Source organism: Bowdeniella nasicola, from assembly GCF_001907295.1.
GTDB lineage: Bacteria > Actinomycetota > Actinomycetes > Actinomycetales > Actinomycetaceae > Bowdeniella > Bowdeniella nasicola.
The window spans coordinates 1-14,612 of sequence record NZ_MQVR01000067.1; the positions used below are offsets into that span (position 1 = coordinate 1).

A 14,612-nucleotide genomic window follows, 5' to 3' on the forward strand; every position below is an offset into this window, starting at 1 on the left:
ACGACCATGACCGATACCGACACGCCCGCACTAGCAAGCTAAAACCCCAAACGAGAGGAAAACGCCGTTACACCACTACAAGGGACTTGACCGATTACGGCCTGGACCCGATGACACCGATCGCCTGGCGCTACCGCGGCCCCGCGGGCTCCGGCGCACTCGGGGATGTCGGCTCTCACCTCATCGACATCGCCGATTTCATCTGCGGCCCGATCCGCACCGTATCCGGCGGCCGGTTCGCGACCGTCATCAAGAAGCGCCCGCCCGCACAGGAGGGCATCGCCGGCGACCGTGGCCTGTCCGTCGCCGCGGAGGCGACCGAGGTAGTAGAAAACGACGACATCGCGTCCTTCAACGCCGAGTTCGTCGACGGCTCGATGGGCACGTTCTCCGTCTCGCGCGTCGCGTTCGGGGACGCCAACGGCCTCGCGTTCGAGGTCCTCGGCTCCAAGGGCCGCGCCCGATTCGACATGTCCCGCGCGGGCGAGATCCTGCTGAGCGACGACAGCGCGCCGCAGGACCTGCAGGGCATGCGCCGCGTCCTCGTCGGGCCGATGGTTCCCGTACTTCAAGGACGGCTCGTCGATGGCCTTCGCGTGCGTCGGAGTCACCCAGATCGACCAGTTCACCTACCAGGCGCGCGCGTTCTTGGATCAGGTCCTCGGGATCGACGAGGGGCTGCCGCCCGTTCCGACCTTCGCGCACGGCTACCGCGCCATGCGCATCCAAGACGCCATCGTCCGCTCGGCTACCGCAGGTGGCAGCGCCATCGAGATCGACTGAAAGGACACCCCATGGCTCTCACTCTTGGCGCGTACACTGCCTGCCTTGCCAACTACCCGCTCGCCGAGGCGCTCGACATCCTGAAGTCCAACGGCCTTACGGGCGCCGAGGTCAACGTCGGCGGCTTCGTGCCGTCGCTCCACTGCCACGTCGACCTGCTCATCAGTTCGCAGGCGGCGCGCGAGGACTACCTCGGCCTGTTCGCCGATAAGGGCATGACGCTTGTCGGGTTGAACACGTCGGGCAATCCGCTCAACCCGCTGCCGGACATCGGGCCGCGACACACCTACGACTTGAAGCGCGCGATCGAGCTCGCGGGCAAACTCGGGGTCCGTGAAATCGTGTGCATGTCGGGTGCCCTCGGCTCGGATCCGCAGGCGCTCTACCCGTCGTGGGTCGTGAACCCGTGGGACGGCGTCTACGGCGAGGTGCTCGACTATCAGCTTTCCGTCCTCGAGCCGTTCTGGCGCGAGATGGATGCCCGCGCCAGCGAAGCCGGTGTGAAGCTCGCGTGGGAACTGCACCCGCACAACACGATCTTCACACCGCATGGCTTCATGAAGTTCATCGACAAGACCAAGCTTGAGAACGTCGCCGTCAACATGGATCCGTCGCACTTCATGTGGCAGGGCATAGATATCTTCGCGTGCATCGACCTGCTCGGCGAGCACATCTACCACGTGCATGCCAAGGACACGGCGATCGAGCCGGGCGTGGCGACCAAGGGCGTGCTCGACACGAGCTTTGGGCGGCCGCCGGAAAACGAGGCCGACCGCTACCCCTCGGGCATGGCGCACTGGTGCCAGGTGTGGCCGCAGGATCCCGCGTGGCGCTTCGTGCACGTCGGGGCCGGGCATGACCTCGCGTGGTGGACGACGTTCGTCGAAAAGATCGCGGCGATCGATCCGAACATGAACATCGCGATCGAGCACGAGGACGGCGCCTACAGCCAGCTGGAGGGGCTGGCCAAGGGTGCCGAGGTCCTCATCGAGGCCGCCAAGGCTCACTAGGGCAACACAAAAGCCGGGGGTGCGCGCTGCGCGTCCCCGGCTTTGTGCTGGCGTCTTAGCTCTCGGAGCTACGGCGCCGTGCGACGAGGATACCGCCACCCGTGACCGCGCCGAGCGCGATCAGGGCGAGTGCGACCACGTTGCCACCGGTACGCGGGATACCGGGCTTGACCGGAGCCTTGCCCGTCGGCTGCGGCGCCGGGGCCGCGGTCGGAGCCGGCGCGGTGGTCGGCGCGACCGTCGGGTCAGCCGTCGGTTCGGTCGTCGGATCCGGGCTCGGAACGTCACGCTTCGCGAGGGCGAAGGCACCTAACGTATCGGTTTCGAACGTGAGGAAGCCGTCCTTCACGGTGTGCGGTATAACAGTGTGGTTCTCCTCACCGCCCTTCAGCAACCAGAGCTCAGCTCCCTCGGCGTCACCGTCGTACTTGAGGCTGACCGTCACCTTGCCGTTCGGCTGGACGTGGTCCATCTTGCCCCAGGGCATGTGCTGCAGGAGCTCCACGCTCCACGTTCCGTAGACCTTGGTGCCCTTCGGCGGGTTGGGAAGCTCGTCGCGATGCGCAACGAATTGGGTCGGGAGCACGACCTGCTTCGGCGCGACCGTCACGTAGCTGCCGTCTTCGGCCTTCAGCTGGTGTTCGGTGTTGTAGACCTTCAACGACTCGAGCAGGGCCTTCAGGTTGTTGTACGACTCCTCAGCGGCACGCAGGAAGATCGCATTGGCCCAGGACGTAGCAACCTCCGGGTCGGCGGCATGTTTCGTGACGAGCTCAATGTTTTCCGCGCTACGGGCGGCGATCAGGGGTGCCTCGAACGCGTTCAGGTACTCGCGCACCGGACCGGCGACGGTCGCGCGGTCGGCATTGACGAACTTGTTGACGGCGCTCGCGAGCCAGTAGTAGGAGCTCATGTCGCTCGGGTCCTTGGACGTCGACTGCATGGGCTCGATCGTCTGATCGATGTTGCCGTAGTAGGGCATGTAGGGCGCGCCCTGCGGCGTGCCGATGGTCTGCCACAGCGTGCCCGGGATCTCCTTGGGCATTCCGCTCTTCGGGATCTGGAAGATGTGGGCTTCCATCGTGTTGGTGTTACCGATCGGGTAATGAGCGCCTTCGACAGGCTTCCCGTCGGCACCCTTCATACCGTGATCGTCGACGACCTTTTCGCTGAGCTTGGCGAGCGTGTCATCGACGCCTTCGAAGCGGTTGCGCTGCATCGCCATGACATCGGCGATGGAGAGCTTCTTGAAGCTCTTGCTCGGGGTCTGCAGCAGCGCGTAGGAGTCCTGATCGAGGGTTACCTTCGAGCCGGGATCGAGCGCCTTGATGCCGGAGTAGGAACGCGAGGCGTTACCGGCCGTCATGCCCGGGCGGTAGCTCGCGGCGGGGTCGAACTGGCCGCCGGTCTCGACATAGCTGTCGGCGTCCTTCGCGGTCTTGATCAGGTCCTTGGAACACACGAAGTTCGCGCTATCCGCACAATTCACGCGGTTGAGGTAGAACGTGTTGGGGTAGACCGAGAACTTATCGCGCGGGTACTTCATGGCCGCGTACTGGTGGCCGGAGTAGATCTCCATGTACCACACGTCGGTCTTGTCACCGACGACGAGGATATTGCCTTCGGAGGCGCCGTCCTTTTCGACGAGCGCGGCCATCCGGTCGATCGCGTCCTTCGCGCTGGTGGAGTTCGCGAGCAGGACGGTCGCGAGGACGCCCTCGGTCCAGCCCTGCTTGGTGTACGGGTCGACACTGAGAATCTTCTTGTTGGCCTTCGCCGAGACCGTCGCGTCGACCGCGACACCGGCGGAGTTGAAGCCAGCCTCATCGAAGCGGCCCTCGGCCGGGGTGATGTCGGAGACGGAGGTGAACTTCAGGGAGTCCTTCTCCTGGGTGTAGCTCACGCCGGTTTCCGCACCGACGATGGCCTTGCCCGCGGGGTACTTACCCGCCTCGTTGACGATGAGCCGTTTCGGATGGTTTTGTTCTAGGTCTTCTGTCCGGCCGAAAATGGCCGAGCCGTCTTCTGTCAGGTCGGCGCCAATAATGACACCGGTACACGCCCACACGGAGCTGCCAAACAGCAGGCTCGCGAGCAGCGTGATCAAGGCAGCAGACAGCGTGGTCGCTCTCTTCACAGCTTCTCCTGGATCGATGGTTATGCCTCGTCGCATAGCGGACCTAGGGGTGGGTCCACATACACCGTACGCCGGGCGCGCGCTCGCTCGGAGGGGACTTAGGCCCTAGTGTCGCGCCTCACGTCCGCGGTTAGGGCAGGTCCCCTGAAACGCGTGTGAGGTTCGAGCCGTCCGCATCGGCGCGGAACGTCACGGTGCCATCGATGCCGTGCGCGTAGATGAGGAAGTGAGGTCCGCTCCCCCCGGTTGATGTGGACGCTCACGACCTCCATCGCGCTGTCGGCGATGCGTGCCCGCACGTCTTTCAAGAGCGGATCGAGGGCGCGCCAGGAGACCTGGGAGAGCTGGAACGATCCCCGAAAAGACGTGTCGGCCCGGCCCTTCCGCACGAAGACCGGCCAATTGTTTGTCGACGGACTCCGCGTCCCACGGCGAGTTGACCAGGCGCCCGTGCGAGATCGCGTGCGCGACATAGCCGAAGGTTCGCGGCGTGAGCGCGAGCGGGATGGTGAGCCCGAGGAAGAAGGCCACCACATACGCCACCACCCGCACGGCCCGCCCCTTGCGTCCGTGGCCGACAAATGGCGCGCGGCGCGTCCCATCGGCGCGCACGACGCCCACGGGGATCCGCTAGATGTCCCCGACCGATTCGGCCGGCGGCACCTGGAGATTTGTCAGCCAGGGGTTCAGTTCGCGCAGCAGGTCGGGCGTGGACACGATCACGGTCTCGGGTCCGTCGGGCGTGAGGACCACGGCCGGGTGGGTCGTGCCGGGCTGGAACTGCGGCATCTCGAGCGCGGAGATGCGTCGGGAGATGATCGTTCGAAACGCGCGCCCACCGCGTGGCTGCACCGTGAGCGTCAGGGCACACACGTGCCGCTCGTTGATGATCACGCCGGTTTCCGAAATCGCATCGATGCGTACGAGCGCGCCCCGGCCGGCCGCGATCGCGCTGCGAATCTGCGGTTCGCTCGCGCGCACCTCGTGGCGCGTGGCGAACACGTGGATGAACAGGACCGACGTCGCAATCACGAGCGCGCTGCCGACGCCGCCGACCCACCCGGCGATCGACACGTGACCTGAGGCGATGAGGAGACCGGCAGCGGCGAGCATGCCGAGCGCACCAAAATAGACGAAACGAAGCACGGCTGCTCCTTGGACGTAGTGCCGCGAGAAGGTCGTGGCGCCAGGGCCAGCATAGGGACAACTTCCAGCCGTGAAAACCACTGTGTCGCCAGGCAGATTATCGGTTTTTCGTCATCACTCTGGGGCTGATCCCGATGCGGGTCCCGCTCTGAAAAGTGTGTCCTAGCGCGACGCGTGCGTCCCTTTCCAGGTGTTGTCTAAGGAGCAGACCGATGGGCCTTTTCAGCCGGTTCCGTAATCCCGCTCCGCGGATCCAAGAAGCGATCGATCGCGCACCCACGCCCCGCTTTGCCCGACCCACGACGTTCGCGTTCCGCTCCGACCCGATGCTCGTGCGCTCAGCGGTCGACATCGATGATCTGCACGCGCTCTACCAGCAGACCCCGATCGAACTGCGCACCGAGCTCCTCACCAGCATGTCGGACGGGTCCACTAACGATCCGGCGCGGACGAATATCGACGATGACAGCTACGAGATGATCGCGCGACGATGGATCGCGGCCCTCGAGGACGACCCCCGTCCCGAGTCTGCGCTGGCCCGCGGCTACGAGCTCAGCGCCGATACGAGCGAGGACGCAGCACGCGGTTTTGGGCACTACTTAGCGCAGGCGCGCGAGCAGTTCACGGATGCCGCGGATGTCACGCCGCTCGTCCAGTGGCAGTCCGGCCTCGCCCTCGACCGCGACGAGGCGTTCGCGCTGGCGGCGCGGCGGCGGGCGCAGGCCCCGTGGCACTACAGCAGCATGGAAGCGCTGCCGCGTTGCGTCGGTGAGCGCTGGGACTACTTCACCGCCGTCGAAGACATGACGTTCGGCGAGGCCGACGAGGAAGTGTTCGAAGACGAAACCGTCCAACAACTCCTCACCGACAGCTACGCGGAGCTCTTCCAATCGGGCGCCCAGCACTCAGCGCCCGAGCGCCAGGTGTTCCACCTCAGCATGTTCATGTGGGGCGGGAACAAGGCCGATCTCGACGAGCTCGCGTTCGATGCGATGCTGCGCTTAAACGGCCAGGTCAACTGCTGGGTGTGGGGTGAGCTCGAAGAGGAAGACCCGATCGAGAACTTCACCGACGTGCGCAACTACCTCATCGAGGAATTCATCGATCAAATGCCCACGAACGTATAAGCGCTGCACTGCTCGGATGCGCGAGAGCCGCCATGAGCCGGGCAACTTCGGTGCGGCGGCGTTCCATCCGCGGGTGCCACGCGATTGTCGTAAGATGAGCAGGGCGATAATGCCGTAGCGCTCGACGCTGCCGGGCACGCGCTGATTGATCCAGAAGATGACGCCGATGGCGACGATCGTCGCGACCCACAGGCCGATGAGCACCATCGTCGTCTAGGCGGTTCAGGGCTGCGGGTACTGGTCGGCTTCTTCGGCCATCCACTTCGCGATGAGCGGCGGCAGGACGACGTTGGAGATCGCGTCGGCGATGAACAATGCCCCGGCGATGCCGCGCACCTTGCCGCCGGTCTTCAACGCGCTTCGCAGCAGGAGCGCACCGAGGAGGGCGCCGCCGCCCGCGAGCGCATAGCGCATCCGCGGATGGGCGAAGGCCTGCTGGCCGAAGGAGGTCCAAAACTCGCTCGCGCTGCCCGTCGGGAACTGTTCGGCCATGTACAGCCGCGTCGTTTCCTTGATGGCACCGCGCCAGGACTCGTGGGAGAACGTCTCGACGCCGGGGACATCGCGCGGCGCGATCGTGCCCTCGAGGACCTTCGACAGGACGCCGGGCAGGCCGAACTGCGCGATCATCGTTACCATGCCCTGGCGGCCAGGCAGCGCCATGGCCTGCTTCATCTTGTCGACGCTCACGCCCGCGTAGGCGGCGAACGCTTCGGCATCGGAGGTGGAGGTGAAGAATTCGTCGATGAGCGCTTGGGCCTCGGCCGGCGGCTTGTCGTACTGGCCGAAAGCGTATTCGGTGACGAGGTCCCAGCTGTGGACGGCCTCGGCGAACGCCGCTTCCGACTGGTGCAGCGCCACGGTGTGCTCGCCGCCGTGGTTCACGAGCACGAGCGCGGGCAGGGTGTCTTCGCTCCAGCCGAAGTGGCCGAAACCGATCGGCTCGCGCGTCGAGGTCGACATGACGACGCGGCGGTCCTCGAGGTCGAGGACCGACAGGTCGTGCGCGACGGCCGCGGCATACATCGGCATCGCGGACATCGGCGCCGGCGTCACGACGGCGACCGTGATCGTCTCGTCGGGCTGTTCGCTCGCGGCGGGCTTGGGCTGCGACGGGCGGCCGACCGGCTCGATGTCGAGGTCCCAGCTCGGGACCCACAGGGAGCAGCCCATCCGCGTCGCGATCGTGCGCATGAGGTCCTTCGCATCGGGCCCGGCCTGAACGCGATCCGCGGCGACGGTCGCGATCCGGCCCCGCTCGTCGGTCAAAATGACGGCGGTGACAAGACACTCGCGGGAGGCTGCTGACGGGCGCACCGACGCCGGCAGGTAGTCCATCCGTGCGAGGACCTTGAAATGCCGAAGGGTTTGCTCCAGGTCGACGGAGTCCGCCTGGAAGACGAGTTCGGTCGATGACCAGTTAGACATTGCAGCCTCCTTGCTCTCCCTCCTATTTCATCACGATTTTGGGCAATGAGGGAGGACGAAGTGGCTTAGGACTCGGCTTCGCGTCGGCGACGGACGTCGTACAGGGCGATCCCGGTCGCGACGGCGGCGTTCAGGGACTCGACGGCCGGGGAAATCGGGATCGAGACGAGCTGATCGCAGGTGTCGGTGACGAGGCGGGACAGGCCCGTGCCCTCCGAGCCGGTCACGAGGACCAGCGGGGAGGTGGCAAGGTCGAACGTCGCCGTCGTCTCCGACGTGCCGCCGGCTAGGCCCGCGACGAAACAGCCCGCGGCCTTCGCGTCCTGCAGCGCGCGCACGAGGTTCGTCACCTGGGCGACGGGAACGCGCGCCGCGGCGCCCGCGGACACCTTCCACGCGGTGGCGTTGACGCCTGCGCTGCGGCGTTCGGGGACGATGACGCCGTGCGCGCCGAACGCGCCGGCGCTGCGCAAGACCGCGCCGAGGTTGTGCGGGTCGGTGACCTGGTCGAGCGCGACGAACAGCGGCGCTTCGCCCGATTCGAGCGCGTCGGCAAGGAGCTCGCCGAAGTCCGCGTACTCATACGGCGGCACCTCGATCGCGATCCCCTGGTGGGTCGCGCCCTCGCTCAGCATGTCGAGCTCTGACTTCGTCACCTCGAGCATGGGAGCGCCGAGCGCCGTCGCGGTGCGCAGCACCTTGGCGAGGCGCTCGTCATTCTTCGTGCCGGGTGCGAGGAACACGCGCAGCAGCGGGATGCCCGCGGTGACGGCCTCGTAGACGGGGTTGCGGCCCGCGATGATCTCGTGGTCCTTCGGCAGGGAAAGGTGTGCAGGCAGCTTCTTCTTCGGCTTTGCCGCCTCGCGACGCTCGGCCGCGGCCTTGCGCTTGCCCGCGGGATGCCAGGAGCGGTCCTCGGCCTTCGGGGTCGGGCCGCGGCCCTGGAGCTTTTTGCGGCCGTGCCCGCCCGTGCCCTTGATCATGCCCTTCTTCGAGCCTTCCTTACGGACGGCGCCGCGGCGTTGCTGGTTGCCTTTGGCCACGGTGACTCCTACTTGGCTCCGAGCGCCGCGCGGGCCTCGTCCATGAGGTTTGCGATATGGCGCGAATCCCAGTGCGGCATCGAGGTCGACTCGGTCTTCTTGGCCTCGACACAGCGCGCGACCTCGCACGCCTCGAAGCGGTACGGGGCCGTGACGCGCGCGTCGATCTTCTCGCGCACTATCTCGCCGTCGATCTCGAGCGCGACCTGCATCGCGCCGGGCGTGTGCATCCGCGTCGGGATGCGGACCCAGCCCTTGGTGCCGACGACCTCGGCGGAGGACGGGGCCTCGCCGCGCATCGAGCACATGGAGATCGCGAGGGTGCCGCGGTGATCGGTCACCATGATGGCGTCCTGCTCGACGCCGGTGTCGGTGAGCGAGCCCGACGTGTGCACGAGTTCGCCGTCGCCGAGGAGGAACTGGGCGAAGTTCAGCGGGTAGACGCCAAGGTCGCGGATCGCGCCGCCGGCGAGTTCGGGATTCGTCATGCGCTCGACGTGGGTGAGGCGGGACGACAGTTCGGACTTGACCGAGACGATCTCGCCGAGGTGTCCGCCGTGGACGAGCTCGCGGGTGAGGACCCACGGCGTGATGAAGCGGGACCAGACGGCCTCCATCGCGAAGACGCCGGCTTTTTCGGCGGCCATGAGCAGTGCTTCGGTGTCCTTGGCGTTCGCAGTGAGCGACTTTTCCACGAGGATCGGCTTGCCGGCCGCGATCGCCTGCATCGCCACCTCGATGTGGTGGGAGTGCGGGGTCGCGATGTAGACGGCGTCGACGTCCTCATCGGCGATGAGGTCGGCGTAGGAGCCATAGGAGCGGTCGGCGTCGAACTCGGCCGCGAAGGCGGCGGCGCGCCCGAAGGAGCGGGAGGCGACGGCGAAGAGTTCCTGGTTCGTGTTCTGCCGCAGGTGCGAGGCGAAGGTGCGGGCGATATTTCCGGGGCCGATGATGCCCCACTTGAGCGCGGGCGCGTCGATCGGGCTGGGCAGATGGATATCGCCGAGGGGTTCGGACAGGGATTCCGGCAAACGCATGAGTGGTCCTTACAGAGTTAATGAGTTAGAGATGCCAGGTGGCACCGGTGGCGGAGTCCTCGACCGTGATGCCTGCGGCAGCAAGCTGGTCGCGGATCGCGTCGGCTCGGGCCCAATCCTTGGCGGCGCGCGCGGCGGCTCGATCTGCAAGCATATCGGTGATGAGCGAGTCCAGGGCGCCGTGGGCTGCGTTATTCGTCTCATGGGTCGCCGCCCACTGCTCGCTGTGCGGGTCAAGACCGAGCACGGCGAGCATCGAGCGCACGAGGCGCAGTTCGCGCTCGACCATTTCCACCTCGTGCTCGGCGATCGCGGTGTTGCCGGCCTTGAGGTGCTCCCAGATGACCGCGAGCGCCCCGGCGACGTTGAGATCGTCGTCCATGGCGGCGACGAACGCCTCGGGCAGGTCCGTAACGGGAACCGACTCGATGTCGCTTGGGGCGTCGAGTTTTGCGGTGCCGAGGTATTCGGTGGCGCGGTCGGCGAAGCCGGTGATGCGCTCCCAGGCGGCCGCGGCCGCATCGAGGAGCTCGGAGCTCCATTCGATCGTCGAGCGGTGGTGGACGGTGCACAGCGCGAACCGCAGCACGGGCGCGGGCACCTGCTCGAGCAGTTCGGCCACGACGAGGGAGTTGCCGAGCGATTTGCTCATCTTCTCCCCCTTGGTCGTCACCCAGGCGTTGTGGACCCACATGTTGGCAAAGCCGTAGCCAGCGCCGTGGGACTGGGCCTGCTCGTTTTCGTGGTGCGGGAAGCGCAGGTCGATGCCGCCGCCGTGGATATCGAAGGTCTCGCCCAGATACTTATAGCTCATCGCCGAGCATTCCAGGTGCCAGCCGGGCCGACCGCGGCCCCAGGGCGAATCCCAGGAGGCGGTCTCGGGCTCGGTCGGCTTCGCGGCCTTCCACAGCGCGAAGTCGCGCGAATCGCGTTTGCCGGCCTCGACGGCGTCGTCGATCTGGGAATCGTCTTCCGTCGTCGACAGGTCGGTGAGCTGCTGGCGGGTCAGCGAGCCGTAGTCCGGCAGCGAGGTGACGGAGAAGTAGACGTTGCCCGCGCCATCGTCATAGGCGTGGCCGCGCTCGATCAGCCGCTCGACCATCGCGATCTGCTCGGGGACATGGCCGGTCGCGCGTGGCTCATACGTCGGCTCGACGGCGCCGAGCGCGCGATAGGCGTTGGCGAATTCGCGCTCAAAACGCATGGCCCACGCCCACCATGGCCAGCCGGCCTCGGCGGACTTGGCAAGGATCTTGTCGTCGATGTCGGTGACGTTGCGAATGTAGTGGACCTCGTAGCCGCGACGGCGCAGCCAGCGTACGAGGGCATCGAAGCTCAGCGCGGCGCGCAAATGCCCGATATGGGGCGAGCCCTGCACCGTGGCACCACACAGGTAGATACGTACGACGCCCGGGGTGACGGGCTCAAGTGGTCGGACGGATCTTGTCGCGGAATCATACAGCTGAACACTCACGCTCCCAGCCTACGGCCCTTTGGGCTAACGTGAGGACCGTGACGACTAACTCCCCTCAGTCAACCGCCAGCTCCGACATCGCACCGACCGCCATCGGTCCGAGCGGTGAAGGCCACGGTCTGTTCTCCCGCCCGGTGCTCTCGTGGGCGCTGTGGGATTGGGGCTCGGCCGCCTTCAACGCGGTGATCACGACGTTCGTGTTCACGATCTACCTCACGAGCCACCCCGGCTTCGCGGGTACGGAAGGCCAGGCCTCCCCCGAGACGATGCTCGGCGCCGCGATGACGGTCGCGGGCCTCGCGATCGCGCTCTTCGCTCCGGTCAACGGCCAGCGGGCCGACCGGCAGGGCAAGCGCGGCATGTGGCTCATGGTCAACACGCTGCTCGTCGTCGCGATCTCCGCGAGCCTGTTCTTCGTCACGCCCTCGCGCCCGGGCCTGTGGCTCGGTCTCATCCTGCTCGGCGTCGGCAATATCGTCTTCGAGTTCGCCTCCGTGAACTACAACGCGATCCTTAACGACATCGCGACGCCGAAGAACATCGGCAAGATCTCCGGCTTCGGCTGGGGCATGGGCTACCTCGGCGGCATCGTCTTGCTCCTCATCGTCTACTTCGGCCTCATCAGCCCCGAGGTCGGCTGGTTCGGCGTCACGAGCGAGAACGGCCTCGATGTGCGCGTGACGATGCTGTTGTGCGCCCTGTGGACGCTGACGTTCTCGATCCCCGTGTTCATCACGGCGCGCAAGACGCAGGCCAAGCACCCGGCTCAGGCCGAGCACAAGCAGTCCTACCTCGAGTCCTACCGCCAGATTTTCCGCCTCATTAAGCGACTGTGGAACACCTCGCGGCACACGGTCTACTTCCTGCTCGCCTCCGCCGTCTTCCGCGACGGCCTCGCGGGTGTCTTCACCTTCGGCGGCGTCATCGCCGCGAAGGTCTTCGGCTTCAGCGCGGGCGATGTCATCATCTTCGCCGTCGCCGCGAACGTCGTCGCGGGTATCGCCACGATCGCGTTCGGCAGCCTCGATGACCGCTTCGGCCCGAAGCGCGTCATCATCTTCTCGCTCGTGTCCATGATCGTCGCGGGCTTGTGCGTGTTCTTCTTCCACGACGGCGGCACGACGATGTTTTGGATCTTTGGCCTCATCTTGTGCATCTTCGTCGGCCCCGCCCAGTCGGCCTCGCGCACGTTCCTCGCGCGTATCATCCCGCAGGGCAAGGAGGGCGAGGTCTTCGGCCTCTACGCGACGACGGGCCGCGCGGTGTCCTTCCTCGCGCCCGCCGCGTTCACGCTCGCGGTCATGGTCGGCGAGGCGATCAACGGCATCGGCGGTGGCACCCCGTTCGGGATCTTCGGCATCATCGTCGTCCTCGCGCTCGGGCTCGCGCTGCTGCTGCCGGTGAAGGAATCAGAGTCGCGCTACCACTAGCGCGGGTAAACGAGGGCGGTCGCAACGGCGGCCAGGCCCTCGTTGCGGCCCGTAAAGCCGAGATGGTCGGTCGTCGTCGCGGAGACCGCGACCGGGGCGCCGACGATGTCACTCATGACTCGGCAGGCCTCGGCCGCGCGGGGCGTGAACTTGGGTTTTTGCCCGATGATCTGGATCGCGATGTTCCCGATCTCATAGCCCGCGTCGGTCACTAGTCGGACTGATTCTTCGAGCAGGCGGGTGCCGGAGGCGCCATCGTATTCGGGTCGGCCCGTCCCAAAGTGCGTGCCGAGGTCACCGATCCCGGCGGCGGAGAACAGTGCATCGCATGCGACGTGCGCGGCGACGTCCGCATCGGAGTGCCCGACGAGCCCGATCTCACCGGGCCAGTGCAGGCACGCGAGCATGAGGGGACGGTCCGGGTCGGTGTCGAACGCGTGGACATCGGTCGCGATCCCCACGCGCGGAATGATGGGCTGGCTCATGCCCCTCAGCGTAGTGCGGCGAGCTGCGCCTCGGCCAAGCGGAGGTCCGCGGCGGTCGTAATCTTCGCGGCGGTGCACTTGCCCTTGATCACGAGCACGGGCTTCCCCATGGCCTCAACGAGGCCCGCGTCGTCAGTCGCGGCGAGGGTCTCGTCGTGCGTGCGGGCGGCTCCGAAGGCGTGGGCGCGCGAGAGCAGCTCGGCGGTGAAGGCCTGCGGCGTCTGGATGGCGCGTACCACGCTGCGATCGACGGTTTCGGCGACGCGCCCCGACGCGTCGACGCGCTTGAGCGTATCCGCGACAGGCACGCCCGGGATGACGGCCGGGGTGCGCTCGGTCACGGATTTCGCGAGGCGCGTGATGAGCTCGGGCGGGGTGAGCGGGCGCGCCGCGTCGTGCACGAGGATGACCCGCGGCTGAACCTCGGCCAGCGCGGCGATCCCGGCCGACACGGAGGCTTGGCGGCTCGCACCACCGGCGACGACCTGAACGTCGGCCGCGGTGGCCGTGGTCCGCGGCCACGCGATATGGGTGCGGGGCCAAGCGGTCGCCGCGGCAGCGGCGAGCTCCTCGGGACGGACGGCGGCCTCGAACTCCCAGAGGCTATCCCCCGGCGCGGTGACGACGATGGTGGTGACGCCGGCGAGCGCCATCCCGGCAACGGCGTAGCTGAGCATCGGTCGTCCCGCGAGCGGCACGAGGGCCTTCGGGATGCCGGCCCCCAGGCGGGTGCCGGAGCCGGCAGCGGTGACGACGGCAGCGCAGGAAGACAATCCAGCGCTCACGCGGGCTACTTCGTTTCTTCGGTGGTCTCTTCGGCGACTTCGTCAGCGCCCTCATCGAGGACCTCATCGACCCGGTCGCGGGCCTTGTCCTCGTCGACCTCCTCGGCGAGCGCCACCTCGGATTCGAGGATCTGGCGGGCCTTGGACAGCATGCGCTTCTCGCCGGCCGACAGGCCGCGATCCGCGTCGCGACGCGAGAGGTCACGGACAACCTCGGCGACCTTGATGACATCGCCAGAGGCAATCTTTTCCACGTTCGCCTTGTACCGGCGCGACCAGTTCGTCGGCTCCTCAGTGTGCGAGGAGCGCAGCACGTCGAAGACCTCTTCCAGGCCCTCTTCGTCCACGACGTCGCGAACACCGACGAGGTCGAGGTTCTCTGCCGGGACCTCGATCGTGAGGTCGCCCTGGGCGACGTTCAGCTTGAGGTAGGTTTTTTCTTCACCACGAATGGTGCGCTTTTTGATCTCTTCAATCGTTGCGGCTCCGTGGTGGGGGTAGACGACGGTTTCGCCAACCTGATAGGGAACGGACACGTTTATTGACTCCCTTAAAGACGTGAAACTTCGCCTATTCTATCACGCGGATTTTCGCGTTAACCATGCGGGATTCGGCTCGCAGCACGGCCGATAGTGAGTTGAGTCCCTCATAGTGGTGTAGCGGGGTGGTCGTGCTGGACAGCAGGGCGGTCACCGCGTGATCCTCGAGTTCATCTTCTACAACTCAC

14 protein-coding genes and 1 pseudogene are annotated in these 14,612 nt (G+C 66.5%); 5 read left to right on the forward strand and 10 right to left on the reverse strand.

Features of this window, described 5'->3' with window-relative positions; genetic code table 11:
- Positions 1 to 110: 110 nt before the first annotated feature.
- The 3 genes and pseudogenes from BSZ39_RS14655 to BSZ39_RS09960 form a co-directional block, all read left to right on the forward strand.
- A pseudogene (locus tag BSZ39_RS14655) lies at positions 111 to 413 on the forward strand (Gfo/Idh/MocA family protein); the annotation flags it as partial.
- A gap of 172 nt (positions 414 to 585) precedes the next feature.
- Positions 586 to 783, forward strand: a complete 198-nt coding sequence (locus tag BSZ39_RS14660) for a hypothetical protein (protein WP_158025169.1) — start codon at positions 586 to 588, stop codon at positions 781 to 783.
- A gap of 11 nt (positions 784 to 794) precedes the next feature.
- Positions 795 to 1,793: a sugar phosphate isomerase/epimerase family protein gene (locus tag BSZ39_RS09960; protein WP_073717185.1), complete on the forward strand. Its 999-nt coding sequence runs from the start codon at positions 795 to 797 to the stop codon at positions 1,791 to 1,793.
- A gap of 55 nt (positions 1,794 to 1,848) precedes the next feature.
- Here BSZ39_RS09960 and BSZ39_RS09965 read toward each other — a convergent pair whose 3' ends face one another.
- A complete protein-coding gene (locus BSZ39_RS09965) occupies positions 1,849 to 3,930 on the reverse strand; it encodes a dipeptidase (protein ID WP_073717186.1) in 2,082 nt (693 codons plus the stop codon).
- Between the two features lie 630 nt (positions 3,931 to 4,560).
- Positions 4,561 to 5,076 carry a hypothetical protein gene (locus BSZ39_RS09970; protein ID WP_073717187.1) on the reverse strand — a complete coding sequence of 172 codons (516 nt, stop codon included), beginning with the start codon at positions 5,074 to 5,076 and terminating at the stop codon, positions 4,561 to 4,563.
- A 212-nt stretch (positions 5,077 to 5,288) separates the two neighbouring features.
- Between BSZ39_RS09970 and BSZ39_RS09975 the strand changes: the two genes are divergently transcribed.
- On the forward strand, positions 5,289 to 6,203 hold the full coding sequence (locus tag BSZ39_RS09975; protein WP_073717188.1) for a hypothetical protein: 915 nt from the start codon (positions 5,289 to 5,291) through the stop codon (positions 6,201 to 6,203).
- Between the two features lie 222 nt (positions 6,204 to 6,425).
- Here BSZ39_RS09975 and BSZ39_RS09980 read toward each other — a convergent pair whose 3' ends face one another.
- From BSZ39_RS09980 to cysS, 4 genes are all read right to left on the reverse strand, one after another.
- Positions 6,426 to 7,631, reverse strand: coding sequence for a hypothetical protein (locus BSZ39_RS09980; RefSeq protein WP_073717189.1), 1,206 nt, complete (start codon positions 7,629 to 7,631; stop codon positions 6,426 to 6,428).
- 65 nt (positions 7,632 to 7,696) lie between these two features.
- Positions 7,697 to 8,614, reverse strand: coding sequence for a 23S rRNA (guanosine(2251)-2'-O)-methyltransferase RlmB (gene rlmB / locus BSZ39_RS09985; RefSeq protein ID WP_073717195.1), 918 nt, complete (start codon positions 8,612 to 8,614; stop codon positions 7,697 to 7,699).
- 68 nt (positions 8,615 to 8,682) lie between these two features.
- Entirely contained in the window at positions 8,683 to 9,711 is a 1,029-nt protein-coding gene (locus BSZ39_RS09990; protein ID WP_073717190.1) for a Gfo/Idh/MocA family protein, read from the reverse strand.
- A 25-nt stretch (positions 9,712 to 9,736) separates the two neighbouring features.
- Positions 9,737 to 11,185, reverse strand: a complete 1,449-nt coding sequence (cysS, locus tag BSZ39_RS09995; RefSeq protein ID WP_073717191.1) for a cysteine--tRNA ligase — start codon at positions 11,183 to 11,185, stop codon at positions 9,737 to 9,739.
- Positions 11,186 to 11,223: 38 nt separating this feature from the next.
- On the opposite strand from cysS, the gene BSZ39_RS10000 reads away from it, so the two are divergent.
- Positions 11,224 to 12,615: an MFS transporter gene (locus BSZ39_RS10000; RefSeq protein ID WP_245792486.1), complete on the forward strand. Its 1,392-nt coding sequence runs from the start codon at positions 11,224 to 11,226 to the stop codon at positions 12,613 to 12,615.
- Here the strand turns inward: BSZ39_RS10000 and ispF are convergent.
- Genes ispF through BSZ39_RS14840 form a run of 4 tightly spaced genes read right to left on the reverse strand, consistent with a single transcriptional unit; the run spans position 12,612 to position 14,578 of the window.
- Positions 12,612 to 13,100, reverse strand: coding sequence for a 2-C-methyl-D-erythritol 2,4-cyclodiphosphate synthase (gene ispF, locus BSZ39_RS10005; RefSeq protein WP_073717192.1), 489 nt, complete (start codon positions 13,098 to 13,100; stop codon positions 12,612 to 12,614). The two genes, BSZ39_RS10000 and ispF, sit on opposite strands and share 4 nt — an antisense overlap.
- A gap of 5 nt (positions 13,101 to 13,105) precedes the next feature.
- Complete coding sequence (ispD, locus tag BSZ39_RS10010) at positions 13,106 to 13,885, reverse strand: 2-C-methyl-D-erythritol 4-phosphate cytidylyltransferase (RefSeq protein ID WP_245792487.1); 780 nt, start codon at positions 13,883 to 13,885, stop codon at positions 13,106 to 13,108.
- Between the two features lie 5 nt (positions 13,886 to 13,890).
- The gene (locus tag BSZ39_RS10015) at positions 13,891 to 14,421 is read right to left on the reverse strand and encodes a CarD family transcriptional regulator (RefSeq protein ID WP_073717194.1); all 531 of its coding nucleotides are present in this window, start codon (positions 14,419 to 14,421) and stop codon (positions 13,891 to 13,893) included.
- Positions 14,422 to 14,455: 34 nt separating this feature from the next.
- The gene (locus BSZ39_RS14840) at positions 14,456 to 14,578 is read right to left on the reverse strand and encodes a hypothetical protein (RefSeq protein WP_281247134.1); all 123 of its coding nucleotides are present in this window, start codon (positions 14,576 to 14,578) and stop codon (positions 14,456 to 14,458) included.
- Positions 14,579 to 14,612: the final 34 nt, after the last annotated feature.